The sequence below is a fragment of the Bacillus sp. FSL W8-0770 genome (assembly GCF_038008705.1).
GTDB lineage: Bacteria > Bacillota > Bacilli > Bacillales > Bacillaceae_G > Bacillus_A > Bacillus_A cereus.
Genome location: NZ_JBBOZR010000001.1, coordinates 3,830,878 through 3,856,840 on the forward strand (window position 1 = coordinate 3,830,878; position 25,963 = coordinate 3,856,840).

Here is a 25,963-nt window from a genome sequence, read left to right on the forward strand (position 1 = left end):
TCAATATCATATCGCTTGTTAAGTTCCTTTCAAAAGGAAAATAGGTACACGAAAGTTTCGTTTCGTGTTTAAAAGGGAAGCTTGGTGAAACTCCAACACGGTCCCGCCACTGTAAATGCTGAGATTTCTTTTTAGTACCACTGTGAAAACGGGAAGGTGAAAGAAATTATATGAAGCATAAGTCAGGAGACCTGCCTGTTTTAACAACACTGATAGATTCACGGATGATGATGAGGTGTTAAAACAAAAAGGAAGGCTTATTTTCTATGTCTTTGTACTTTTTGTTATAGGTATTTCCTAGTAAACGGAAATGCTTACTTTCAATTAGGGAGGAATTTAAAATGGCAATTCAAACAAGTAACTTAGGTTATCCACGTATCGGACTACAACGAGAGTGGAAAAAAACATTGGAAGCATTTTGGTCCAATAAAATCGATGAAGAACAATTTTTAACAACAATGAAAGAAATTCGCCTTCAACACGTAAAAGTACAGCAAGAAAAAGGGATTGAACTCATTCCAATTGGCGACTTTACATATTATGATCACGTTTTGGATACTGCCTATATGCTAGGATTTATTCCATCACGTTTTTCTGAGTTTACATCTTACCTTGATGTATATTTCGCAATGGCGCGTGGCTCTAAAGATCACGTAGCTTCCGAAATGACAAAATGGTTTAACACAAACTATCACTATATCGTTCCTGAATATGAAGAGGGATTACAAATCTCTTTAAAAGATAATCGTCCACTTCGCTTATACGAAGAGGCAAAACAAGAATTAGGAGTAGATGGAAAGCCTGTTATTTTAGGACCATATACTTTCTTAAAATTAGCTAAAGGCTATACACAAGAACAATTTTCTACCATTTTAAAACAGTTAGTTGTACCTTACGTACAACTGCTTTCAGAACTACATGCAGCTGGGGCACAAGCCATTCAAGTTGATGAACCGATTTTCGCTTCTTTAACGAAAGAAGAAGTTCAACAAGCAAAAGAAATTTATGAAGCTATTCGTAAAGAAGTTCCAAATGCGACTCTTCTTTTACAAACATATTTTGATAGCGTAGAAGAAAACTATGAAGAAATTATTACATTCCCGGTATCCGGTATTGGATTAGATTTCATTCATGGTAAAGAAGGCAATTTAAATGCTATTTCAAAATATGGGTTCCCAGCTGATAAAACTTTAGCTGTCGGTTGTATAGACGGCCGTAACATTTGGAGAGCTGACCTTGATGAAGTTCTTGAGTTATTTACAACGTTACAAAAACAAGTCCAAACGAAAGATATTATCGTTCAGCCTTCTTGTAGCTTATTGCATACACCAATCGATAAAACAGAAGAAACTCACTTATCGACTGAGCTGTTTGATGCGTTAGCATTTGCAAATCAAAAATTAGAAGAGTTAGTTCTTATTCATTCCGCTCTCACTCAAGGTACAGAAAGCATTAGTAATGAGCTGGAAACATATCGAAACGTACATCATACAATTCGTTCATCTGCTGCACGTAACCGAGAAGATGTCAAAGCAGCACGAACAGCACTAAAAGAAGAAGATTTTTCACGTCCTCTTCCATTTGCAAAACGATACGAATTACAACAAGTTGCCCTGGAGTTACCGCTATTACCAACAACGACTATTGGTAGCTTCCCGCAAACAACTGAAGTTCGTCAAACGCGAAAAGAATGGCGTAACGGTGTTATTTCAAATGAACAATATGAACAATTTATTGAAAAAGAGACAGAAAAATGGATTCGTTACCAAGAAGAAATTGGGCTTGATGTACTTGTACATGGTGAATTTGAAAGAACTGACATGGTCGAATATTTTGGTGAGCGCCTTGCTGGTTTCTCATTCACTAAAAACGGTTGGGTACAATCTTACGGTTCCCGCTGCGTAAAACCACCTGTTATTTATGGTGATGTAGCCTTTATTAACGGCATGACTATTAAGGAAACAGTTTATGCACAAAGCTTAACAGAGAAAGTTGTAAAAGGAATGTTAACCGGACCTGTTACAATTTTAAATTGGTCCTTCGTTCGAAATGATATTCCAAGAAAAGAAGTTTCGTATCAAATTGCACTAGCTCTTCGTCACGAAATTGAACTACTTGAATCTTCCGGAATTAGAGTAATCCAAGTCGATGAGCCCGCACTTCGTGAAGGAATGCCACTAAAAGAAAAAGATTGGGATGCTTATATTACATGGGCAGTACAATCCTTCCTTTTAGCAACTTCTTCTGTAGCAAATGAAACACAAATTCATACTCATATGTGTTACAGTAACTTCGAAGATATTGTTGACGCGATTCGCGCATTAGATGCAGATGTAATTTCTATCGAAACATCAAGAAGTCACGGAGAATTTATTGATACATTAAAACATACAACATATGAAAAAGGCATTGGCCTAGGTGTATATGATATTCATAGCCCACGTGTACCGAGTAAAGATGAAATGTATAAAATCGTAGAACAATCTTTAGAAGTATGTGATCCTAAATATTTCTGGATTAATCCCGATTGTGGTTTAAAAACGAGAAGAACAGAAGAAGTTATTCCAGCTTTAGAACATATGGTGCAAGCAGCGAAAGATGCTCGTTCCCTTTTAAAAACAAACGCATAACAAAAATGGGTTATCCTTTTCTCAGGATAACCCATTTTTTATTCTTTACTTTCAAAAAAGAATTCATATTGTATTTTATATAATTCATCATCCGTTGGCTCTTCAAGAGGAATTGCTTGTAATACAACTGTATACTCACCATTTGGAATAGGTATTTGAAATTTATTAGAAAGAATACTCGTTATAACGATACTTCCATTTTCAACTGTAAAAGGAACCGTAATCGTTCTAACTACTTCTTCTTTTTCAATATGTTTCCCTGGGGTCACTTTCACTTCACAAGTATAATCAGAAAGTGCTTCAAAAATAACAGTTCCATCTGCCTTAGCATAACCTCTTTCAAAATCTTCATCAGTCCAATCTACATAAGGCTGCTCACCGTCATAGTTCATCAACATTAATTGCGAATAAGAAATCGTTAACTCCATAGTTCCCCTTCTCCTTCATTATGAAATATACAACTACTACTTCACTTCAAATTTTACTCGCGTACCATCTGGGTATTTATCTAACTTATTCCCTACCCAAGAGCCTGCTCCACGGTTATCCGCCGGACTTATATATTCAATATGTGCTCCTTTTCCGCCTTCCTTGCACATCGCCATTGGCCATTCATCACGATCATACCCTTTTTTTGATGGATATGGTGCTAACGACAATTTCCTTCTATCTGCAGCACCACCACGATCGATTGTACAAACTTCTGAATGCCCTTCTTTTATAGCATCCGTAATATGTTTTCCTGTCTCTGGATAACGTTCTTTCGGAAATTCTAACACTTGATCATACGTATTCGTTTTCTTTACACTTGTTTCCTCTGGCACAAGTACTTCATAAACTGCTACTAAAATAGACAGAATTGCGATAATTGAAATGATAATACCTTTTAATTGCTTCATGTATACCTCCATGTTTCTACCAGTTTCTTTTCCTCCGTTATTATAACAAACTTCTCCTGTATATGTTTTCAGACATTATTTTAGTTATTCCTTGCCATTCCGCCAAAAATTTTCATTTTTTCACTAATGCTGTAGAAAACTAATAGCCTTCCGACATTCTTTTTCAAAGGAAGTCCTCATAAAAGATTGAAATGATATATACGATACTTTTTGGGGAGGAAATATGATGGAAGCTACCTATAAAACGAAAGATGTCACGAATAAAACAGGCATCCCAAAACATATAGTTCGCAAATATAGTCAACTGTTAGAGGAACATGGTTATATGATTTCCAAAACAGCTGATGCTCGTATTTATAAACTTGATGATTTAAAATTATTGAAATCTATACACGAAAGAGCTGCTACATTACAAGAAGATATTTCAGAAACGATACCGATTATTTTAAAAGAAAAAGAGGCCCCACCTGTACCAGTTATACAAGATAAGCAAGAGATACAAACGAAAGAAAAAGAAGATGGGCGTAACTTTGAGGAGTTCATGTTAAAACTTGAAATGCTAGCTCAATTAAATGAAGCAATTATTCATCAAAATTCTACTCTAATTACACAAAATCGTTTAAAGGATGAGAAACTAGACGAATTGATGCAACAAGTTTATGTAAAAGAAGGCTCTCAAGAAAAAATGCTTCAAGAGTTAGTCGATCACGCCGCTCAAACAGATGCACTGCAAAAAGAAAAGATGGACTTATTAATGAATCATATGTATAAACGAGAATCCAAACAGGAAGAAAAAATGAATAAACTTGTTAGTCAAATTTATAACAAAGACAGTAACCGTGATGCACAGCTTATGCAAGTTATTCGAGAAATTCAAGAAACAAAAAGAATGGTTGCTGCCTCAAAAGAGCAAAGCTTCTTTCAATCATTTAAAAGTTTATTTAGCCGAGCAAAACAAGAAAAAACAAATGAATAAACAATATAAAATAAAAAGTTACCTTTCATCGGTAACTTTTATTCCTTATTTTGTACAGCTGGTAATATAATAATTGCTTCAGTGCCTTTTCCACTTTCACTCTTATATTCCAATGTACCATTATGCGCTTGTAAAATACTAAATGTTACCATAAGTCCTAATCCTGTCCCTTTTTCTTTTAAAGAATAATATGGTTGCCCAAGCCTTGCTAACTGTTCTTTCGTCATACCAACACCACTATCTTTAACTCTTATTATGATTGTTTCATCTTTTTGAATAGCTGTTACTTTTAAATATCCTTTATTTCCTTGAATTGCTTCAATACCATTTTTAACAACATTCATAATAGCTTGCTTCAATTTTGTCTTATCACCAATCGTATAAAGACTTTCTGAAATTTCAACTTGTAAATATACACCTTGCATCGCTGCAAATGACGACATAAGAGTGGTCATTTCTATTAATTGGGCTGATAAACAAATGTGTTCTTTTTTCTCAATTTGCGGCCTTGCTAAATTTAAGTAATCTGAAATAATTTGTTCCGCCCGATCCAATTCAGCTAATACGAGACGCATATAATCCTTATTCTTCACATCTTCCGTACTTTCTAGCAATTGGATAAATCCACGAACAACAGTTAGTGGATTTCGAACTTCATGTGCCACACTTGCTGCTAACTCACTTACAATATTAAGCTTTTCTGATTTTTGCATCTCTGTACGTAGCAATGCATTTTCATTTAAATATTCAGTTAAATACACCTGGAATACCATTGTCATGACCATGATAAGCGAGGCAAATATAAATCCGCTATATATTTGCGAAATATACGGTGTAAATCCTGTTTCCAAAAGAACATTAATCATGCCTAATACTAAAGAAACAAGCACATAAAATGATGAAATCATAAATGCTAAAATTAATTTCTTATCCCTTGAAAAAAGAGACCATTTCTTTGATAAAAATAGCGGAACTATCAATAAAAATATTACTTCTAAAACTGGAAGAAAGCTCATTCCCTTTAGTAACCATTCATATGCAACAAAAATAACCGCTGGGATTAAACCAACAATCCCACCATATAAAAAACCACTGACAATTGGAATGGGGTGAAAGTTATACCCACACACATTGCCAAAACAAATAGAGTATGTCATGGAGAGAACGAGCGTAACGCTAGATAAAAACATAATAAAGTAACGATTTGGCTTCGGAGGCATTTCTTGATAGCGATTTAAACGAATCGCTTCATATAAAAATAGTGGCAAAATTATGATGGCAATTTGAATCAATAAATCACGGATAAGCTCCATAACCTCTCATCCCCTATATGTATTTTGATATGATTATATCATTTTATAGGTGTATTTGTTTTAAAATTTTGATTTTTCTTAACATATTTGTTAATTCTTTGTTAACAACTCATAATAATTGTTACAGATTTTCGAAATGATTGTAAACCCTGTACCAAATTTCCTTCGTGCAGTATACAATGAATACGGATTACAAAGAAAATATAAAAATACTTTTTTAGACGGACAACTATAGCAAAATACAGCATATAATCCATACTATCTATGTTTACAAATAAGTGATCATTACTTTAGTAGGAGGAAGATAAATATGGCGGGTACTACGCTTGTTTTAAAAGAAGAAAATTTGGTTGTTCTAGAAAATGTTGAAAAATCAGTATATGAAGAGTTACAGCATAAAGCGGGAGAAGAAAACTGCACATGTGCTGTGAACGAATCAGTTGTTCACCTTGGCAAGGTATCCTCTGTACTCTGGAATGAAGATGAAATAGATTGGGAATACGGATATTAAAAAGTCGCTTATAGCGGCTTTTTTTCTCTTTTCTCTCTCTTTCTAAATAACATATACAAAGCGTAATCATAGAAAATATGATAAAATGAACTTAATTTTCAAACGGAAGAAAGGGAGATACAATGGAACAATTCATTAACCCTAGAGTGAAGGATATCCAAATTTCTGGAATCCGTCAATTCTCTAACATGATTCAAAACTATGGTAATTTGATTTCTTTAACAATTGGACAACCCGATTTCCCTACACCTTCTCTCGTGAAAGAAGCGGCAAAACGGGCTATTACAGAAAACTATACAAGCTATACACATAACGCTGGTTTACTAGAATTACGTAAGGCAGCTTGTAACTTCGTAAAAGATAACTACGATTTACATTACTCACCTGAAAACGAAACCATCGTTACAATCGGTGCTAGCGAAGCAATTGATGTTGCATTCCGAACGATTTTAGAGCCAGGAACAGAAGTAATTTTACCTGCTCCTATTTATCCAGGCTACGAACCTATTATTCGATTATGCGGTGCAACGCCTATTTTTGTAGATGTTCGTGAAACTGGATTTCGTTTAACAGCTGAAGCGCTTAAAAATGCTATTACAGAAAAAACAAGATGTATCGTACTACCGTATCCTTCTAACCCAACCGGTGTAACTTTATCAACAGAAGAGCTAAAAGATATTGTAGATGTTTTAAAAGATAAAAATATTTTCGTCCTTTCAGATGAAATTTATAGCGAGCTTGTATATGAACAAAAGCATACATCTATCGCTCATTTCCCAGAAATGCGTGAAAAAACAATTGTCATTAACGGTTTATCTAAATCACATTCTATGACTGGCTGGCGTGTTGGACTTTTATTTGCACCAAGTTATTTAGCAGGACACATATTAAAAGTTCATCAATACAATGTAACGTGTGCTACTTCAATCGCTCAATACGCTGCAATTGAAGCATTAACAGCAGCTAAAGACGCACCAAAAATGATGCGCTACCAATATAAAAAACGCCGTGATTACGTATATAATAGACTCACTCAAATGGGATTAACAGTTGAAAAGCCAACAGGTGCATTTTACTTATTCCCATATGTTGGTCATTTAACATCTTCATCATTTGATTTTGCACTTGATCTTGTCAAAGAAGCGGGACTAGCTGTAGTTCCTGGAACAGCATTCTCTGAATACGGTGAAGGCTACCTTCGCTTGTCCTATGCGTATAGTATCGAAACTTTAAAAGAAGGCTGCGACCGATTAGAAGCCTTTCTAATGAAAAAAGCTAAGAGTTAAACTCTTAGCTTTTTTATGCATAATGATCACAAGTTTGACGTTTTAGTAATTTATGAGGAATAATGATACACTTTGCAGTGGATTCTGCATTCTCTACTTTATCAACTAAAGCTTTTGCTGCCTCATATCCTAGCTGATAAATATTCACATCAACTGTCGAAAGTGGAGGGCTCGCAATTTCTGATAATAAAGCATTATTAAAGCTTACAATAGAAACATCTTTCGGTACAACGAATCCTTTTTTAGAAAGAGCACTTAACACACCAAGTCCAATTAAGTCATCCGTTGCCATAATTGCCGTTGGCGGTTGCTGCAGTCCCATTAATTCCTCAACAGCTTGTTGACCACTTTCCCTCGAAAAATCAAAATGTAAAATATATTCTTTTGGTAATACAATGTCTGCTAATTTCAAGGCATCACTCATACCAGCTAAACGATCTCTCGTTACAAGTAAATCTGATCCACCACCAATGAACGCGATTTGCTTATGCCCTAATGAAATTAAATATTCTGCCACTTCTCTTGCAGCTGTATAATTGTCATTATCTACATATGTAATTTCATCTTTTCGATCATATGGTTTTCCTATTAAAACAAACGGGAAATTTTGTTCATGTAAATATTGAATAATCCGATCATTCTCCCTTGAATATAAAAGAATAATGCCACCAATTTGGCGTCCCTGTACCATCTTTACGACACCATTAAAAATTTCTTCTTCCGTTTCACCTGTCGACATGTAAAGCGCATAACCTTCTACGTGTGCAAATGAACTAATCCCTCTTATAACTTCTGGGAAAAATGGATTTTGAAAAGCTTTACTTGCAGAACTTGGCATAACAAGACCAAGTGTTTTCGTCGTTTGGTTCGCAAGATTTCTCGCATTTAAATTGGGATGATACCCTAATTCACTCATCACTTTCCTAACACGGCGCTTTGTCTTTTCACTTATACTTGGATTATCAGCAATTACACGAGAAACTGTTGATGGTGCCACATTCGCTTGCTTCGCCACATCTTTAATTGTAACTGTCATAAAAATCCCCCTCCTCTCATTTCTCTGCCATTTTTCATATATTTTATCTCGCACTCATTGCAAGTCATAAACTTTCATTTCTTATATCTTGCAAAACTAATCCTATTCTCCCTCTTCATGTATTGTAAGGGATATAGCTATTTTTTCCTATACTATAATATACTATTTATTTCACTTCTTTTCACATGTGATGTCAAATCTCTTTTCATCTCCCTATAAACTTATTTATAGGGAGATGAAAAGAAAAATGGGACGTAATGTCCCATTTTTCATCCTTTTGTACCTCCAGCTGTTAAACCAGAAATAAAGTATTTTTGTAGTGATAGGAATAAAATTGAAATTGGGATTGCAATTAACACAGAACCCGCTGCAAACGTTGTAAATTCATTACCGAATTTCTTCGCAACCATTTCATATAATCCAACTGCTAAAGTATAATTTTCTGGTGTTCGCAAAATAATACTCGCTAAAATGAAATCTGTAAATGGACCAATGAAAGTAAATAACGCTACAACCGCTACGATTGGCTTTGCAAGTGGCATAATGATTTGCCAAAAAATACGAAAATGTCCTGCTCCATCCATTCGAGCTGATTCATCCAGTTCTTTCGGAATCGTATCAAAATACCCTTTCATAAGCCATGTATTCATCGGAATAGCCCCGCCTACATAAATTAAAATTAATGCAAGGTGTGTATCAATTAATCCTGTTAATTGAGCTAATACGTATAAAGCAATTAACGCTGCAAAGTTTGGAATCATTTGCAGAATTAAAAATGTTAATAAACCATTTTTTCTTCCAACAAAACGATATCTCGAAAATGCATAAGCGGTAAAACTAATTGCTAACACTGAGAAAATCATCGTTAAAACACTTACTTTTAATGTGTTTTTATACCATAGTAAGTAATTACTATTCTCTAGATCTAATAACTTACGATAATGATCTAACGTTGCATTTTGTGGAATAATACTTGATCCAGATAAACTATCACCTGGATTAAACGATGAGCCAATAATCCATAATAACGGATAGAAAATGATGACACACATTACGAAAATAACTAAATAACTTAATGAGAGACGTAACATCTTCTGTCTTTTAATATTCATTTACATCATATCCTCTTCTTGGAATGATTTTGTTCTCTTAAATTGCCATAACGCAACTGTAATAACAATTAACGATAATATCATTGTAAGAGCTGCTGCTTTTCCGTACTGCGCTGAAGTCATCGTTAACTTATAAATCCATGAAATTAAAATATCCGTTCCACCTGCGTCTTGTCCAGCTACAGCAGGACCTCCACCATTAAATAGATAGATGATACTAAAGTTATTAAAGTTAAACGTATATTGCGTAATTAATATTGGTGCTGTTGCATATAACACAAGTGGCAATGTAATTTTACGAAACTGTTGCCAAGCTGTCGCTCCATCTACTGTAGCCGCTTCATATAATTCTCCCGGAATCGATTGCAGTATACCTGTTGTCATCGCAAAGATAAACGGGAACCCAAGCCACGTTTGAATCATAATTAAAGCAATCTTCGCCCAAAATGGATCTGTCATCCAAGCAATCTTTTCAATTCCGAATAAAGCTAATACTTGATTGTTAATCGCTCCGAATGTTTCATTAAACATACCAGAGAAAACAAGAATAGATACGAATGCTGGAACCGCCCACGGTAAAATGAAGATTGTTCGAATAATCGCCTTTCCTTTAATACCAGGCTGATTTACGATAATCGCTAAGAAAATACCAAGTGCAACTTGTAATGTTGTTGCAACGAATGTCCAAATGACAGTCCAAGAGAATACACTTACAAATGTCTCTCTCCACATCGGTAAAGTGAAAATATCAATAAAGTTTTTAAAGCCCACCCAATCTACTAATTTAGCTGGAGGAGAATGATATAAATCATAGTTTGTAAATCCAATTAAAATTACGAAGATGATTGGAAATACGACCACAAAGATAAGTAGTAGAAAACCTGGTGAAACCATTAAATAAGGAAAACCTTGATCTAACAAATTACGATATTGCTCTTTTACAGAATTTAACGGTGTTCCGCTATCACGTTTCTTTCCATTTTGGTATGCATCATATAAGTTAAATGCATATATGCCGAGCCCAAAAGCGATAACGATAAGGGCCAAGATTCCTTCTACTAATAGAAAAACAGAATGGTCACGTGGAACTTCTGTACCAAGCGTTACAATACCCCATAATCCCATATTTAATAAATCAGCAAAGGCTACAATAAAAGAACCTGTTAATACTAGAAAAATAAGACCTTTTACAAATTGTTTATTATACATTTGGCCCACGCCTGGAATGATTGATAACATGGTTGCCATTTTCCTATGCTTTGAATGGTTTAACCCATTTGCTGGTTCCATAGATGTTTGCATGTTCCTTCCCCCTTTTTTCTTCCTACATGGAAGGGAGAGAATTCGTGCCTCTCATATTAGAGGCACGAATTTCACCTTATTTTTTCTTGTTATGATTTGCCTCAATATTACCTTTAATTTGTTTCACTGCACTATCAAGCGCCGCTTTTGGTGCCTCTTTATCTGTAACAACTAATTGAAGCGCATCTCCAGCTGGTTTCCAAACTTCTTGCATTTCTGGAATGTTTGGCATTGGAATTCCATTTTCAGATTGCGTTGCAACTGCTTTTGCAGCTTCGTTATCTTTAATAATTGGATCTTCCATTACTGATTTTACTGGAGGAATTTCTTTTGTTTTCTCAAATCGAATTTTTGCGTTTTCTTCATTTGTTACCCACTCAGTGAATTTTGTAGCTAAATCATTTTGTTTAGAGAAACTTGTTACATGCCATCCTTTAACCCCAACAAACGTTTTCATTGGTTGACCATTTGGTAATTTTGGCATTGGAGCAACGCCATAATCAATCCCGTTCTTTTCCATTGCTTGGAACGCCCATGGGCCATTCATGATAGAAGCTGCTTTTCCTTCATTGAATAGTCCATCAGCAGCAGGCCCACCTGATTCACCGATAATACCTTTTGGGAATAATTTTTCCTTGTACCATTTTTGAAGATATTCAGCACCTTGTACTGCTCCACTATTATTTAATCCAACATCACTTGCATTTGGCTTTCCATCTTTTTCACCAAATACATAACCGCCCATACCTGCCATGAATGCATTAGCAAAGTAGAAGTTATCTCCTAATGCTAAAAATCCGTACTTGCCATCTTTCGTAAATTCTTTTGAGAAGTTAAACAGCTCGTCCATCGTTTCTGGCGCTTTTGGCATTAGTTTTTTATTGTAAATAAAGACTGGTGTCTCAATTGCTTTTGGTAAACCATATAATTTTCCGTTATATGTCTGTGCTTCTATTGATGAATTAGTAAATTTACTCTTTACAGCATCATCTGCTTTCACTTCAGAAAGTAAACCTTCTGTTACTGCATTTCCGATTTGATCGTGTGGCAATGTTACAACATCTGGTCCAGTCCCCGCTGGCCCATCAAGGCGTAACTTCTTCACTTGATCTGTCATTTGCATTTCAACAACTTTTACTTTTACTTTATATTTTTCCTCAAAGCTTTTCACTGCTGGTTCTAAACCAACACCTTTTTTATCATCTTCCCAAACAAGAAGATCATAGTCTTTTTTCGCTTTACTTTCCTCTTTTTTCCCTGAATCTTTCGGTCCACATGCAGATAACATACCAATAGATAATGCTGAAACCGTTAATAATGATAATGCTTTCTTCATCCCAAAAACCTCCCTAAATTGTCTATGTACCTCAGTAACTGAAAACGTTTGCATTTAATAGTTTAATTGAAGCGCAAACAATATCTCAATCTATGAAAACGTTTGCGCTATTTGTCTATCATTATACATTCTTTTATTCATTTTGCAAATATTAATTTAAAAATTATGTCATTATACTCTTTATACATTGACTTTATATAAAATGAATACTACTCTTATAAGCAATATTAAAGCTACGAGAAAGGCAATCGTTTGCAATACAGGCTTTATTATTACACTTAAGGGAATACTATGTATAGAGATATTGAAGGGGGATTTTCTATATGTTTAAAGAAGCCATTTATCATAGGCCGAAAGATAATTATGCATACGCTTATGATGAACAAACAATTCACATCCGAGTACGTACTAAGAGAGATGATATTCAAAGCGCCGATCTTATTTACGGTGATCCTTACGAATGGAAAGACGGGAAATGGATATCAGCAAGTACACCCATGAAAAAAACGGGTTCTACTGCATTATTTGATTATTGGTCCATTGCAATTGAACCAAAATTTAAGCGCTTACGTTATGGGTTTGAATTAAAATCTGAAACAGACACTCTTATTTATGCAGAGCGAGGATTCTTTTCTAGCATTCCAAATGATGATGTTGGTAACTTTTTCTGTTTTCCATTTATTCATGCAGATGATGTATTCAAAGCACCATCTTGGATTAAAGACACCATTTGGTATCAGATTTTCCCTGAGCGATTCGCTAATGGCGATAGTACGCTGAATCCAGAAAACACCCTTCCTTGGGGAAGTGCGAATCCAACTCCAACTAATTTTTTCGGCGGAGATTTTTCTGGTGTTATTCAAAACCTTGATTACCTTGTTAAGCTTGGCATTTCCGGAATATATTTCACACCTATTTTCAAAGCTCATTCAAACCATAAATATGACACAATTGACTATATGGAAATTGACCCACAATTTGGGACAAAAGAAACTTTTAAAGAGCTCGTTGAAGAATGTCATAAGCACGGTATAAAAGTAATGCTCGATGCTGTGTTTAATCATAGTGGATACTTTTTCGAGAAATTTCAAGACGTACTAGAGAATGGTGAGAAGTCCGCATATAAAGAGTGGTTCCACATTCATGAATTTCCGATTATAACCGAACCACTTCCAAATTATGATACTTTCGCCTTTACACCGTATATGCCTAAATTAAATACAGCTCATCCAGATGTAAAAGAATACTTACTTGAAGTAGGACGTTATTGGGTACGAGAATTCAATATAGATGGCTGGCGCCTTGATGTCGCCAATGAAGTCGATCACAACTTTTGGAGAGAATTCCGAACTGAAATAAAGACACTAAATCCTGAAGTATATATTTTGGGAGAAATTTGGCACGATGCCCTTCCGTGGCTACAAGGCGATCAATTTGATGCTGTCATGAGCTATCCTGTTACAAATGCTCTACTTTCTTACTTTGCTAACGATTCCATTAAAGCAAGTGAATTCATGAAGCAAATTACAGAATCTCTACATTCCTACTCTATGAATGTAAATGAAGCAGCATTTCATTTATTAGACAGCCATGATACTCCAAGAATTTTAACAACATGCAACGGAGATAAAAATAAGTTGAAATTGCTCTATGTATTCCATCTTTCTTTCATCGGCTCTCCTTGTATTTATTACGGGGATGAAATTGGTATGGATGGCGGCATGGACCCTGATTGCCGTAAATGTATGATTTGGGATACTAAAGAACAAGATCATGCATTATTTACCCATATACAAACATTGATTTTATTACGTAAACAACATAAAGCATTTGGAGGACATGGTACTTTTCAATTCATCGAAGCAAATGATGAACATAATTATATTTCTTATACGAAAACATATGAGGATGAAACCATCTTTTTCGTTTTAAACCCTACTAATAGTGAAGTTACAGTTTCACTCCCTCTTCATGTTACTGGTAAGAAAATAATTAACATTTATACAAACGAAGAATTTTCAGCGGAAGCAAGTGTATTACAAGTTACACTTCCTCCATATGGATTCTCCATATTAAAATGGTAATCCAAAAAAGCCTTATGCCAAGTTCGAAATGGCATAAGGCTTTTTCTTATTTCAATTTGAACACTATCGCTTCATACGGACGTAATGGAATGTTATCTATTGATCCGATTTCTACATCGTAATTGTGTATAAATAACTCTGATTCACTATAACTAATATCCTTAGGCATTTCAAATACACTTTCATCCGCAGTAAAGTTTGCAATGACAAGTAGTTTTTCATCTCCATATGTTCTTACATAAGCAAAAATAGAAGGGTCATTATCTAATATTAAATCATATGATCCATACACAACTATTTCATTATTTTTGCGTAGTTCAATTAATTTCTTATAGTAATAAAAAATTGAACCTTCATCTTGGATTGCTTGTTTCACATTAATCTCTTTATAGTTAGGATTTACAGTAATCCAAGGTTCACCTTTTGTAAATCCAGCGTGATTCTGATCATTCCACTGCATCGGAGTTCTAGCATTATCACGACCCTTTATATAAATAGATTCCATTACTTTTTCTATATCTTCACCATGGTCTATCACTTTTTCTTTATACATATTTAACGTTTCAATATCTCGATATTCATCAATTGATTGGAATCGAACGTTCGTCATTCCAATTTCCTCTCCTTGATAAATATATGGCGTTCCTTTCATCATATGAAGAACTGTCGCTAACATTTTTGCTGATTCAATGCGATACATTCCATCATTACCAAAACGAGATACAACGCGAGGCTGATCATGATTATTCCAATAAAGGCTATTCCATCCGGTATGCTCTAATGCTTTTTGCCACTTTGTTAAATTCTCTTTTAAAGTAAGAAGTGAGCATGGTTTTACATCCCACTTTCCACCTTCTCCTGAATCTAAATCCATATGTTCAAATTGGAATACCATTTGCAACTCTTTTCGTTCTTCTCCAGTATACAATTTCGCTTCTTCTGTCGTTACACCAGGCATTTCACCAACCGTCATAATATCATAATGCGATAATACTTCCTCATTCATTTCATGTAAATATTTATGAATGTTTGGACCGTTCATAAAATGCTTATGACCTGAAACATACCCCTCTTCTTCTGTTTCAACAGCTGGTAATCCCTCTTCTTTAGAAATAAAATTAATAACATCCATACGGAAGCCATCAATTCCTTTTTCTAACCAAAACTTCATCATTTCATAAACATCTTGTCTTACCTTTTCATTATCCCAATTTAAATCTGGCTGTTTTTTAGAAAACAGATGTAAATAATATTCATCCGTCATTTCATCATACTGCCATGCAGATCCACTAAAAGCAGCTCCCCAGTTGTTCGGTTCTTTCCCTTCTTTTCCAGGGCGCCATATATAGTAATCTCTATATTTATTATCTTTTGATTTACGTGATTCAATAAACCAATTATGTTCATCCGAAGTATGATTAACAACTAAGTCCATCATAAGTTTCATATTACGTTCATGCATTTCATATAATAGCTCATCCCAATCTTCCATTGTTCCGAACTCGTTCATAATTTTACAATAATCGCTTATATCATAACCATTATCATCATTTGGAGATTCATAGACTGGTGATAACCAAATCACATCAATCCCTAACTCTTTTAAGTAATCTAGCTTTGAAATAATCCCTTGAAGATCTCCTATACCATCACCATTACTATCCATAAAGCTACGAGGATAAATTTGATATACTACACTTTCTTTCCACCATTGTTTTTCCATTATGCTACCCCATTTCATTCATCATTCATTTTTCTCTTTTTTAAGGCGCAAACGTTTTCATTAATGAATGATAACAGATTCTATCTCAATTTAAAATAGCGCTTACAATTTTTATTGTTCTTTTTCTAAGAAAACATATGAAAACCACTAATAAATCTCCAATAAATGAAAACGTTTTATTTTTTTATTTATTTTTTGAATCTATTCGTTTATAATGAACTCAAAGAAAACGTTTGCATAATTATTTCTAGGGGGAAATACCATGGCAGAACTTAAATTAGAAAACATTTATAAAATATATGATAATAACGTAACAGCTGTAACTGATTTTAATTTACACATTCAAGATAAAGAATTTATTGTATTTGTCGGTCCTTCTGGATGCGGAAAATCTACAACATTACGAATGGTAGCTGGACTTGAAGATATTTCAAAAGGCGAGTTTTCAATTGATGGTAAACTAATGAATGATGTTCCTCCAAAAGATCGAGATATCGCTATGGTATTCCAAAACTACGCTCTTTATCCACATATGAGTGTATATGATAATATGGCATTTGGATTAAAACTTCGAAAAATACCAAAAGATGAAATCGATCGTCGTGTGAAAGATGCAGCAAAAATTTTAGGACTTGAACAATATTTAGATAGAAAACCGAAAGCATTATCAGGTGGACAGCGCCAACGTGTTGCGTTAGGTAGAGCAATCGTTCGAGATGCAAAAGTTTTCTTAATGGATGAACCATTATCAAACTTAGATGCTAAACTCCGTGTTGCAATGCGCTCAGAAATTTCTAAGCTACATCATCGCCTTGGAACAACAACAATTTATGTAACACATGACCAAACAGAAGCAATGACTATGGCTTCGCGTCTTGTCGTTATGAAGGATGGAAAAATCCAACAAATTGGAACTCCAAAAGAAGTATACGAAACGCCAGAAAACATTTTCGTGGGTGGATTTATCGGCTCACCAGCGATGAATTTCTTCCGTGGTAAATTGACTGAAACCGATTTCGTTATAGACAATACTATAAAAATTAAAGTATCTGAAGGAAAAATGAAGATGCTACGTGAACAAGGCTATGTAAATAAGGAAATTGTTTTAGGTATTCGCCCAGAGGACATTCATGATGAACTACTATTTTTAGAAGCTTCGCAATCTACTGCCTTCACAACAAAAATTGAAGTCGCTGAATTATTAGGTGCTGAATCCATTTTATATATGAAACTTGGAAATCAAGATTTTGCAGCACGTGTAGATGCAAGACATACATTTTCACCTGGTGATCAAATTAAATTAGCATTTGATATGAATAAAGCACATTTCTTTGATAACCAAACTGAACAACGTATTCGCTAAAAAATTTATCTTTACTATACACATACAAAAAAACCGTCCACATATATTGAGGGCGGTTTTTATTATTATACTAGGGCTTCTACTGTATGAAATGATTGTCCTTTTGTGCTAATAATACCGAAAATCGGTAAATCACTAAGCACCACTTCTTCTTGCTGTTTCATAAAAGATGACGTTAATTGTTTTATCTCTATCCAAACGTCATTAATACAAAGTACATTGGAATCGTTCTCTTGTTGGCGAGAAAAAATAGAATCTATTTTATATAAACCTGCATTTTGAAAAAGCATATCAATGCGACTGAATGCATTCAAAGTAATGCTAATAACGCGTTGCCAATCTCCTTGCTTTCCCATATCATAGGATACAAAAAGTGCCTCTCCGCCTAGATTCATAATTTCCTCCACTGTTGCTTGTCCACTCTCTTGATCAATGTCCGTCACAATAACTTTTGCGCCTTGTTTAGCCAACAAAAGAGCTGTATTACGTCCAATACCGATGCCACCGCCAGTTACGATAGCAACTTTTCCTGCAAGCTTCATTTTCATTACCCCTTCTATAAGTCTTACCGTCATTCAGTATACTCCTTTATAAGATTAATCTGCAAGCAAGAAAAATTGCTATTTTACTTGTAAACGTTTACTTTTTATCCTTCTTTTTTCTTATTATTACGCTGATCGAAAACTAAACCGATGAAAATTAAAATCCCCCAAAAGATTACACTACCTCCAGTCATTTTAATCTCCCCCTTATTATATAAAGTGAAATTTTAATCAGCCCCAATATGGCGGAATAAAGATATTATTTTTAATCATTATATCATTTTCTTAATTTTCAATCTATTATAAATAGAATTAACACATTTTAGCTTTTCCTTACTGTAAACATTCCCCATATACTTATAAAATCAAAAAGACCCTTTTATATATAAAAAGGTCTTTTTTTCATTATACAAGACTTATTACTTTCGTTTTTGTAATTAAATCCTGAAAACCACAATTATCTTTGCGGAACAACATCATATATATATTACATATTAATGGAATTCCTAATAGCAATACGTTCGGTAATAACACTACAAAAAATCTTATAATTAATGTTTGCAACGTTAGCTTTTCACTCTTCAATGAAATTAATTTTATTCTCGTTACCTTTTTTCCAAGTGTAACACCGTTCCAAATAAAGGGTAACACAATAAAATATATCGCCATTAATATAAAAACTACTGCGAAATCATATCTAAAATCACCTAAGCTTATATTAAAGCGCTTAAACATAGCACTATAGTTTCCGGTCATAATAGCTACTACTGCACCATACATAACCGAGATTAAAAACATGTCAATTAGGGAAGCACCTATGCGATTCATTACAAGCGCTGGACGATGCATCTTTAACTTCATTTTATGTCGACTCCTTCATATCCTTCTTTACCCGTCTCATCGTACCACTTCTAAAAAACATTGTAAACTAGCGTTTCTCTTACTTTTCTTGTACAATTTGTTACAATAGCATTATAAAGGAGGTTCCCATATTGAAAAAATGGATAATCCTATTCGTCGCCTTCCTATTAACTGGTTGTGCAGGAAACACAGGTCACTTAACTTATACGGTTAACGATGAATACGAACTCATACGTACTTCTGGAAATGCATTTGAACTTTTCCCCTCGCAAGATGCTGTATATGCCACACAATACATCCCTGCAAAAATTACAGACATTGCTTGGGATGATAAATACATTATTGCAAAACAAACCGAGGAAAAATCAGATCCGAATAACCCTGACGCAGCAATTGCAAATAAAAAAAGTGAACATTATTGGATTATTGACGTAAAGCACAATAAACGTTTCGGTCCCTACAATGAAAAGCAATTTAATGAACAAAAAGATGCGTTTAAAATTAAGGTGCCTTTTCAAAATGTAGATTCATACATAAAAGAAATAAAAAAACAGTCAGCATAATATTTGAATGCTGACTGTTTTGTCTTACATTATTTTAGTGAGATGTTAAACGTTTGTGGCTCTTTTACAACATCTTGTGTTTCTGAATCCCCTGCAAGTAAATCATCAGTTGTAAACTGAATATCCTTTACCTTGTCTTTTCCATCGTCAAGTATTAAACCAATAATACCATCTCTTGTTTCACCAGGCTTATAGTCTTCTCTTGATACATTTTTTGTACCAACTAACGTATCTTCGTCATATAAAAAGTTTTGAGTGGCTACTTTAAAATGTTGCTTACCATTAATCATAACATCATTCATAGAGAAAAATTGCATATTTTTATTTCCGCTATTCTCCACTTTATATGTAATCTCAACGTAACGAATTGTATTACTAATCTCTGTTCCACTTAGCGATGCATATAATTCTGCATCTTCTTGGCTTACTTTATCCCCTAATCTCCGTTTTACTTCTTCAGGGGTTAGTGCCGTGTATACTTTCAATGTTTTTTTTGCCTTTTCACTCATCTGTGATAAAGAAATTACTTTCACATCTTGTACGTGAATTTTCATTGGCGCTACTTCAAATGTTTGATTCACAGAATGCATCTGCTCTAACTTGAAAGTACCCCATCCTGTTTCTTTCACTTTTTGTCCTACTTTTTTCAGCTCACGCCCACCATATTCTTTTGTTTCAGGAATAGATTCTTTCTTCTTTGGTTCAGCTTTCTTTTCTTCTTGATGGAAGCAACCACTTAACATAAGAAGAAAACTACATAAAACAAAAATACTTTTCCATGCTTTCATCATTTCATTTCTCCTAACGCTATCATTCATGAATATAAAATTAGTCCCTGGCTTTGTAAACTATAGAAACAATGACAAGTCCACAAAATGAACTTGTCAGTCCAGATACTATTATACCTCCAATTTGGAAAATATGAAAATAGGGATCTAGGAACGCGTGCACGATAAATATAATAGTTGCTACAACAATTACTGAAACCCAATACTTTCTTTTTTCCGAAGCTAAAATAAGATCTTTACCCATTTCATTTCTATACTTCCATAAAACGTATACTAATAGTAGAACACCAATACATGTACTTCCATGTTGCATATATTTATAAACAGAGATACCGTACCATTCTCTTTGTAATAATGGTATTTTCATAACAAAATAGCCTGTATTATGAGTAAATGCATCCCAAACGACATGCGTGAGCATACCGAATAATGCAGAATAGCAAAATACAAAGAATTCTTTCCATGTATATAGCCCCCACCTCTCATCTATTGCATATGAATAATAACCAGCAAACGGTTTAGGCAAATGCGTTATAAACGGCTTTTTTAAAATGTAATGATATATGTATGCTAACAAAAAGACAAGTGGTAAATTGAAATATAAGAATCCAAGCCACGTATGCCCAATTACACCATACGGTCTAAAGTGTAAGAAATATTCAAAGTCAGGCGCCATACTACCTAATATAAGAGCCGTTACTGAAATATGTTTAGAATGCTTTTTCGCAAAAGGAAGAACTGCTGCTGGATGTGCAAATGTAAACGGCATACTTTAACTCCTTCTCACATTTTCAATAGAATACCATATATCATAACGAGAGAATGGATCTTCATGCAATATTTATTTTCACATTGGAATATGATAGTTTAAATGATATAATCCACATAAAATATTCAGAAAATAAGGAAGGGATTCAGGTGTCATTAACACTTGTATTTTCTGCCTTTTTAAATTCAAAATCCGTTATGAATTGAGGTTTATATATTGATTGACGTACCTTTTTTACAAAATGTCACATTAAAAAAAGAAAATATCCCTAGTTTTTCCGCATATCCTTACTGCTTACCTGCTATCCGAACATTACAATCACTAGCTTTCCATCCAAATGTAACATTCATTATTGGAGAAAACGGAACAGGTAAATCAACATTACTTGAAGGAATTGCAATTGCGTTAGGTTTTAATGCAGAAGGTGGAACGAAGAACTTCCGCTTTAGCACAAACGATTCCCATTCATCTTTACATGAATACCTTCGAATTTCAAAAAGTTTCAATACACCAAACGACGGTTTCTTTCTTCGCGCTGAATCATTTTATAACGTTGCTTCTTATATTGATGAAATAGATGCTATAAAATCTTACGGCGGCGTTTCACTACACGAACAATCACACGGCGAATCGTTCTTCTCATTATTTATGAATCGTTTTTCAGGACAAGGTTTATACATTTTAGATGAGCCTGAGGCAGCTTTATCACCAATGAGACAACTTTCCATGCTCATTCGAATGCACGAGCTAGCGGAACAAGGTTCACAATTTGTTATTGCGACGCATTCTCCTATTTTAATGGCCTACCCTGAATCCACTATATATTCTTTAACACAAGAAGGGATTCACGAATCCACATTAGAAGAAACTGAGCATTACCAAACGACGAAACTTTTCTTTGAAAATCGTGATCGATTATTTCATCATCTATTTGAGTCGTAAAAAAAGAAGCAGCAATAGCTGCTTCTTTTTTATAGTGCTTCTATAAATAAGGCAACCCCGATACCGCCACCGACGCATAAAGAGGCAATTCCTTTTTCTAACCCACGTCTTTTTAATTCGTGAATTAAACTTACTGTAATACGAGCCCCTGTACAACCAATTGGATGCCCAAGTCCTACGCCACTACCGTTTACGTTCACTTTTTCACGGTCTAAGCCTAACTCTTTCTCTACAGCTAAATATTGAGCCGCGAAAGCTTCATTAATTTCAAGTAAATCTGCATCTTCCAATGACCAATCTACTTTTTCTAAACCTTTACGAATTGCTGGTGCTGGTCCAATACCCATAATTTTTGGATCTACTCCAGCTACTGAATATCCAACAATTCTAGCTAACGGTTGTAAACCTTTTTCTTTCGCTTTTTCTTCGCTCATTAATACTAGAACTGCACTCCCGTCATTAAGGCCAGATGCATTCCCCGCAGTCACTGATCCATCTTTACGGAATGCCGGCTTCAATCCAGCTAATTTTTCAGCTGTAATATCTGCACGTGGATGTTCATCCTTCGAAAATATAACTTCTTTTCTACGCTCTTTTATTGTAATAGGAACAATTTGATCGTCAAAGTATCCAGACTCGATTGCCTTCAGTGCCAATGTATGACTGCGAAGAGCAACTTCATCTTGTTCCTCTCTTGTAATTTCATATTGTTCAACTAAATTTTCCGCTGTTTCACCCATCATAATATGGTGAATCGGGTCTTCTAACACTTCCCACACCGTATCACGAATTTCTCCGTGCTGTAGACGTTGTCCCCAGCGGTGCTGTTTCAATGCATAAGGGCTCGAACTCATCGCTTCTACTCCACCTGCAACAACAACATCACTTACACCTAATTGGATTTGCATTGCAGCTGACATAATTGCTTGCATACCTGAAGAACATTGGCGTTGGATTGTATATCCCGTAACTGTGTCAGGAAATCCTGCCGCTAATGCAGCTGTTCTCGCCGTATTTGCTTCATCAGTTCTTTGAATACAATGACCTAAAATTACTTCATCAACTTCATGTGGTTCTACCCCGCCTCGTTTTACAGCTTCCTGAAGTACAGGAACAGCTAATTCTACTGGCGTTACATTTTTTAGCGCTCCTCCAAAAGTTCCAATTGGCGAACGAACTGCAGCTGTAATAACAACATTATGCATTTTGCACTTGCCCCTCTCTTATGTACCCTAGTAAGTTTTTAGGTGAAATTCCATAAGATGTATATCTATAACTATCATACTATAAACATACTAAAAAATCAAAATATTTGATATAATAAAAATAGAAGGAATTAACCTTCTATTCTGTTAGTGCATATAAAAACTTTTGTAAAATTTTCTCTGTTGTTTCATTCAATTTTGGCAACTTATCTACTGGAAAATATTGAAGTTTCAACCCTTCATGATCGAGCTTTAATTCCCCGCTCACATGATGTGCCTGATACAGATGAATGACATTGAAAATTTCATCGCCATTCGGATAACGGAAATATACTTCTTTTCCTGATAGAACACCAAGAAATTGCATTATTTTTGCAGTTAACCCCGTTTCTTCAAATAACTCTCTACGTGCAGTTTCTTCTGTCGTTTCGCCCAGTTCCATCGCCCCACCAGGTACACCCCAATCATATGTATCTGAACGATATTGAAGCAATACTTCTTGATTATCGTTTAATATAATAATTGCTGATCCTACGAGAATAAGCGGCCTTGTACCAACGACTTTTCGTAACTCTTCAATATACCCCATATGTAAATTCCCCTTTCCCTAACCTCCCTTATCATAACAAAATTTTGCTCTTTTTGTTCATGTAATTTTAAAGAAAAAAAGAAGCTTTCGCCTCCTTTTTTTCACCTTTATTTCTTAAAACTTTCATATTTTACAGCTTCAAAAGCTTCCTCAATTTCATCATTACGATAATGGACATATGTAAAACGACCCAATTCTACTAATCTTGCTATTTCCTGTAACGCTTTATGCTGCTCATATGTTTCTTTCAGCTTAATATGTACATAAAACTTCATTAAAGGATGTTCATATAAAGGTTCTCCCACCTCTACATATACATCTTCAACCCCTTGTACAACTCTTACATAACTCGCAAATTGATAAAGTGCTTCTCTGTCTGAAACGATTTTTAATGTATACATATATTCTCCCCCTTTCCTTTACTATATCAAAAAGACGACCACACCATGTTATAGAACTATGAAATTTTTTCGACTTGTCATCTATATATTCAATAAAGAAGGCGTTTATCCATACATGACATCTTTTTCCCACATATATTATAGGAAGAACTTTTTTTCATTTGAGGTGTTCCTTATGGATCCATACGTCAATATATGTATTTGCATTACTCCCGGCGCCGATATTTCTGATGACCGCATCGCAAAAGATTTAGCTGTTGCAGAATCAATTTGGCACCCTATTACATTTCAAATTCAAGAAGTAATTGTATTAAATGAACTTTTCCGTTTTTCCGATCGTGAAATCAGTTATAAAAATTCCATTCAAAGTCAAGAAAAGCTGGCATCCTTTTTCCAAACATGTGTAAATGAAGCTCCTGAATGCGACCTTTATATTTGTTATATTGGCAGTGATTATTTCAAAGAAACAGCAGTAATTGCCTGCGCTTATTCTTTAGCAAAACAACAGCAACTTACCGGTTATATCGTTTTAACAAATTCGGCTGCTCCTATGAAAAATATATATACGCTCGCTCACGAAATTGGTCATATTTTATTTACAAGACGTATTCATGGAAAACTTACTCATGCAGATCCTCATTCTCCAACCGGCTCGGAGCACCACCCTTCTCCAACAAATCTTATGTATCCGATAGTCCCTCGTCCAGAAAACGTTCATATTCATTCCTTATTAACAGCAGAACAAAAAACACTCTCTTTACAAAGCTCTTTATTGCAAAGAAAAAAACAGTAACCCTCATGTTACTGTTTAAAACAACTTATTCCAATCAACAAAACAAATCCCGGCTGCTAGAAATAAAAATAGACAACTAAATGTAAATGTAATCCCTCTAAAAATCCCTATATAATATTTCTTTGGAAATAATTTTTGGTATATCCAGAGCAGCCGCTTTTTATTGAATTTCTAGTTCATACTTTTTCTTTCTTCAATTTTTAAAGACCATTTCATTAATCCATATATACTTCCATACATAAGTAAGACCTTTGCAATTCCCCAAAATACATTACTTTCTTCTAAGTCTTTAAATAAGAACATAATCATAAGAGGAACAATTAGTACAAAAACACCCATCCAGCCAAGAACATATACTTCACCAATAAGAAGTAATAAAAAGATAATTGCTGCTAATATATATGTTTGCATTGTCGCCAATTGCAATACAGGTGTCCCATACCATTTATTCATAAACATCAATAACACCAATAATAAAATAGGAACCATTACTATTACATAAATTATTCCAAATTCTACTAATTTACTTTTAAAAGAAGACATTCTAAATGCAACAATCGTTCCAATAATCGTAATGATTAAAACGATAGGATAACCAATTAACTGTATATTTGTTAACGTAAATTGTTGATCTGGACTTCCAAATAAAATATTTGTCAGTAACCAATATCCACCAATACCAATAATCATCCCTAAAATACTTTTTATGCTCCCACTTTTATCCTTCTCCATCTCTTTCGCTAATTCTTCCGCATACTCTTTTGGTGAGTCACCAAATATGTCACTTACTGTCTTTCCCTTTTTTTCACCTTCTATTAAATGAAGCTCTGCATCTTCTAGAAAAGCGTCCACATCTTCTTCTTTAATACCTTTTGTTATTAAATATACTTTCGTATCGATTAAAAACTTTTCACCTTCTTTAGAAATCTTCATTATAAC

The 25,963-nt window shown here is 34.5% G+C and carries 26 protein-coding genes, 1 pseudogene and 1 riboswitch; of the genes and pseudogenes, 9 read left to right on the forward strand and 18 right to left on the reverse strand.

The genetic code is table 11. The annotated features are described in order from the left end of the window. Positions 1-25 precede the first annotated feature (25 nt). Positions 26-213, forward strand: a riboswitch (cobalamin riboswitch). Between the two features lie 128 nt (positions 214-341). After that, the gene (metE, locus tag NST27_RS19565; RefSeq protein WP_001007612.1) at positions 342-2,630 is read left to right on the forward strand and encodes a 5-methyltetrahydropteroyltriglutamate--homocysteine S-methyltransferase; all 2,289 of its coding nucleotides are present in this window, start codon (positions 342-344) and stop codon (positions 2,628-2,630) included. Between the two features lie 38 nt (positions 2,631-2,668). On the opposite strand, the gene comJ is transcribed toward metE, so the two are convergent. Together comJ and nucA are read right to left on the reverse strand one after the other, a co-directional pair. After that, the gene (gene comJ / locus NST27_RS19570; RefSeq protein ID WP_000424031.1) at positions 2,669-3,058 is read right to left on the reverse strand and encodes a competence protein ComJ; all 390 of its coding nucleotides are present in this window, start codon (positions 3,056-3,058) and stop codon (positions 2,669-2,671) included. A gap of 36 nt (positions 3,059-3,094) precedes the next feature. Further along, a complete protein-coding gene (nucA, locus tag NST27_RS19575) occupies positions 3,095-3,529 on the reverse strand; it encodes a DNA-entry nuclease (protein WP_000811494.1) in 435 nt (144 codons plus the stop codon). Positions 3,530-3,755: 226 nt separating this feature from the next. Here nucA and NST27_RS19580 point away from each other — a divergent pair, with 226 nt between their 5' ends. Further along, entirely contained in the window at positions 3,756-4,505 is a 750-nt protein-coding gene (locus tag NST27_RS19580; RefSeq protein WP_000388471.1) for a DUF3967 domain-containing protein, read from the forward strand. Between the two features lie 38 nt (positions 4,506-4,543). On the opposite strand, the gene kinB is transcribed toward NST27_RS19580, so the two are convergent. After that, positions 4,544-5,818: a sporulation sensor histidine kinase KinB gene (gene kinB, locus NST27_RS19585; RefSeq protein WP_000420369.1), complete on the reverse strand. Its 1,275-nt coding sequence runs from the start codon at positions 5,816-5,818 to the stop codon at positions 4,544-4,546. A gap of 310 nt (positions 5,819-6,128) precedes the next feature. Between kinB and NST27_RS19590 the strand changes: the two genes are divergently transcribed. Together NST27_RS19590 and NST27_RS19595 are read left to right on the forward strand one after the other, a co-directional pair. After that, complete coding sequence (locus NST27_RS19590; protein ID WP_000929280.1) at positions 6,129-6,329, forward strand: hypothetical protein; 201 nt, start codon at positions 6,129-6,131, stop codon at positions 6,327-6,329. Positions 6,330-6,451: 122 nt separating this feature from the next. Beyond that, positions 6,452-7,615 (forward strand): aminotransferase A, encoded by a 1,164-nt coding sequence (locus NST27_RS19595; RefSeq protein WP_000434601.1) that lies wholly within the window; start codon positions 6,452-6,454, stop codon positions 7,613-7,615. A gap of 13 nt (positions 7,616-7,628) precedes the next feature. Here NST27_RS19595 and malR read toward each other — a convergent pair whose 3' ends face one another. The 4 genes from malR to NST27_RS19615 form a co-directional block, all read right to left on the reverse strand. After that, a complete protein-coding gene (gene malR, locus NST27_RS19600; protein ID WP_000219053.1) occupies positions 7,629-8,651 on the reverse strand; it encodes a maltose operon transcriptional repressor MalR in 1,023 nt (340 codons plus the stop codon). Between the two features lie 269 nt (positions 8,652-8,920). Beyond that, complete coding sequence (gene malD / locus NST27_RS19605; protein ID WP_001022610.1) at positions 8,921-9,763, reverse strand: maltosaccharide ABC transporter permease MalD; 843 nt, start codon at positions 9,761-9,763, stop codon at positions 8,921-8,923. Next, on the reverse strand, positions 9,764-11,065 hold the full coding sequence (gene malC, locus NST27_RS19610; protein WP_001194996.1) for a maltosaccharide ABC transporter permease MalC: 1,302 nt from the start codon (positions 11,063-11,065) through the stop codon (positions 9,764-9,766). It abuts the gene before it with no gap. A 76-nt stretch (positions 11,066-11,141) separates the two neighbouring features. Beyond that, the gene (locus NST27_RS19615) at positions 11,142-12,401 is read right to left on the reverse strand and encodes an extracellular solute-binding protein (protein WP_000709923.1); all 1,260 of its coding nucleotides are present in this window, start codon (positions 12,399-12,401) and stop codon (positions 11,142-11,144) included. Between the two features lie 323 nt (positions 12,402-12,724). Between NST27_RS19615 and NST27_RS19620 the strand changes: the two genes are divergently transcribed. Continuing rightward, positions 12,725-14,485 carry an alpha-glycosidase gene (locus NST27_RS19620; RefSeq protein WP_000471776.1) on the forward strand — a complete coding sequence of 587 codons (1,761 nt, stop codon included), beginning with the start codon at positions 12,725-12,727 and terminating at the stop codon, positions 14,483-14,485. A gap of 46 nt (positions 14,486-14,531) precedes the next feature. On the opposite strand, the gene malL is transcribed toward NST27_RS19620, so the two are convergent. Further along, the gene (malL, locus tag NST27_RS19625) at positions 14,532-16,208 is read right to left on the reverse strand and encodes an oligo-1,6-glucosidase (protein ID WP_000415182.1); all 1,677 of its coding nucleotides are present in this window, start codon (positions 16,206-16,208) and stop codon (positions 14,532-14,534) included. 262 nt (positions 16,209-16,470) lie between these two features. On the opposite strand from malL, the gene NST27_RS19630 reads away from it, so the two are divergent. After that, on the forward strand, positions 16,471-17,571 hold the full coding sequence (locus NST27_RS19630; protein ID WP_000818931.1) for an ABC transporter ATP-binding protein: 1,101 nt from the start codon (positions 16,471-16,473) through the stop codon (positions 17,569-17,571). Between the two features lie 65 nt (positions 17,572-17,636). Here the strand turns inward: NST27_RS19630 and NST27_RS19635 are convergent, their stop codons facing one another. The 3 genes from NST27_RS19635 to NST27_RS19645 form a co-directional block, all read right to left on the reverse strand. After that, positions 17,637-18,146 (reverse strand): SDR family NAD(P)-dependent oxidoreductase, encoded by a 510-nt coding sequence (locus tag NST27_RS19635; RefSeq protein WP_000218410.1) that lies wholly within the window; start codon positions 18,144-18,146, stop codon positions 17,637-17,639. A 71-nt stretch (positions 18,147-18,217) separates the two neighbouring features. Next, on the reverse strand, positions 18,218-18,307 hold the full coding sequence (locus NST27_RS19640; protein ID WP_000145650.1) for a hypothetical protein: 90 nt from the start codon (positions 18,305-18,307) through the stop codon (positions 18,218-18,220). A gap of 211 nt (positions 18,308-18,518) precedes the next feature. Then, a complete protein-coding gene (locus NST27_RS19645) occupies positions 18,519-18,974 on the reverse strand; it encodes an RDD family protein (RefSeq protein WP_000769079.1) in 456 nt (151 codons plus the stop codon). Positions 18,975-19,105: 131 nt separating this feature from the next. Between NST27_RS19645 and NST27_RS19650 the strand changes: the two genes are divergently transcribed. After that, the gene (locus tag NST27_RS19650; protein WP_000758785.1) at positions 19,106-19,537 is read left to right on the forward strand and encodes a DUF3997 domain-containing protein; all 432 of its coding nucleotides are present in this window, start codon (positions 19,106-19,108) and stop codon (positions 19,535-19,537) included. 29 nt (positions 19,538-19,566) lie between these two features. Here NST27_RS19650 and NST27_RS19655 read toward each other — a convergent pair whose 3' ends face one another. Beyond that, positions 19,567-20,328 carry a hypothetical protein gene (locus NST27_RS19655; RefSeq protein WP_000973894.1) on the reverse strand — a complete coding sequence of 254 codons (762 nt, stop codon included), beginning with the start codon at positions 20,326-20,328 and terminating at the stop codon, positions 19,567-19,569. 37 nt (positions 20,329-20,365) lie between these two features. Next, complete coding sequence (locus NST27_RS19660) at positions 20,366-21,094, reverse strand: DUF4184 family protein (RefSeq protein ID WP_001116848.1); 729 nt, start codon at positions 21,092-21,094, stop codon at positions 20,366-20,368. Positions 21,095-21,310: 216 nt separating this feature from the next. On the opposite strand from NST27_RS19660, the gene NST27_RS19665 reads away from it, so the two are divergent. After that, positions 21,311-22,036, forward strand: a complete 726-nt coding sequence (locus NST27_RS19665; protein WP_000568001.1) for an AAA family ATPase — start codon at positions 21,311-21,313, stop codon at positions 22,034-22,036. A gap of 29 nt (positions 22,037-22,065) precedes the next feature. Here NST27_RS19665 and NST27_RS19670 read toward each other — a convergent pair whose 3' ends face one another. The 3 genes from NST27_RS19670 to NST27_RS19680 all read right to left on the reverse strand — a co-directional run bounded on the left by NST27_RS19670 (position 22,066) and on the right by NST27_RS19680 (position 24,231). Then, positions 22,066-23,241 carry an acetyl-CoA C-acetyltransferase gene (locus tag NST27_RS19670; RefSeq protein ID WP_000552076.1) on the reverse strand — a complete coding sequence of 392 codons (1,176 nt, stop codon included), beginning with the start codon at positions 23,239-23,241 and terminating at the stop codon, positions 22,066-22,068. 139 nt (positions 23,242-23,380) lie between these two features. After that, positions 23,381-23,830, reverse strand: coding sequence for an NUDIX hydrolase (locus NST27_RS19675; protein WP_000540529.1), 450 nt, complete (start codon positions 23,828-23,830; stop codon positions 23,381-23,383). Between the two features lie 107 nt (positions 23,831-23,937). Beyond that, the gene (locus tag NST27_RS19680; protein WP_000288330.1) at positions 23,938-24,231 is read right to left on the reverse strand and encodes a DUF3928 family protein; all 294 of its coding nucleotides are present in this window, start codon (positions 24,229-24,231) and stop codon (positions 23,938-23,940) included. A gap of 175 nt (positions 24,232-24,406) precedes the next feature. Here NST27_RS19680 and NST27_RS19685 point away from each other — a divergent pair, with 175 nt between their 5' ends. Then, positions 24,407-25,024 (forward strand): ImmA/IrrE family metallo-endopeptidase, encoded by a 618-nt coding sequence (locus NST27_RS19685; RefSeq protein WP_000371615.1) that lies wholly within the window; start codon positions 24,407-24,409, stop codon positions 25,022-25,024. Between the two features lie 15 nt (positions 25,025-25,039). On the opposite strand, the pseudogene NST27_RS19690 reads toward NST27_RS19685, so the two are convergent. Together NST27_RS19690 and NST27_RS19695 are read right to left on the reverse strand one after the other, a co-directional pair. Beyond that, positions 25,040-25,183: pseudogene (locus NST27_RS19690) on the reverse strand (DNA-binding protein); the annotation flags it as partial. Positions 25,184-25,195: 12 nt separating this feature from the next. After that, positions 25,196-25,957, reverse strand: a complete 762-nt coding sequence (locus NST27_RS19695) for a DUF1129 domain-containing protein (protein WP_030027768.1) — start codon at positions 25,955-25,957, stop codon at positions 25,196-25,198. Positions 25,958-25,963 lie beyond the last annotated feature (6 nt).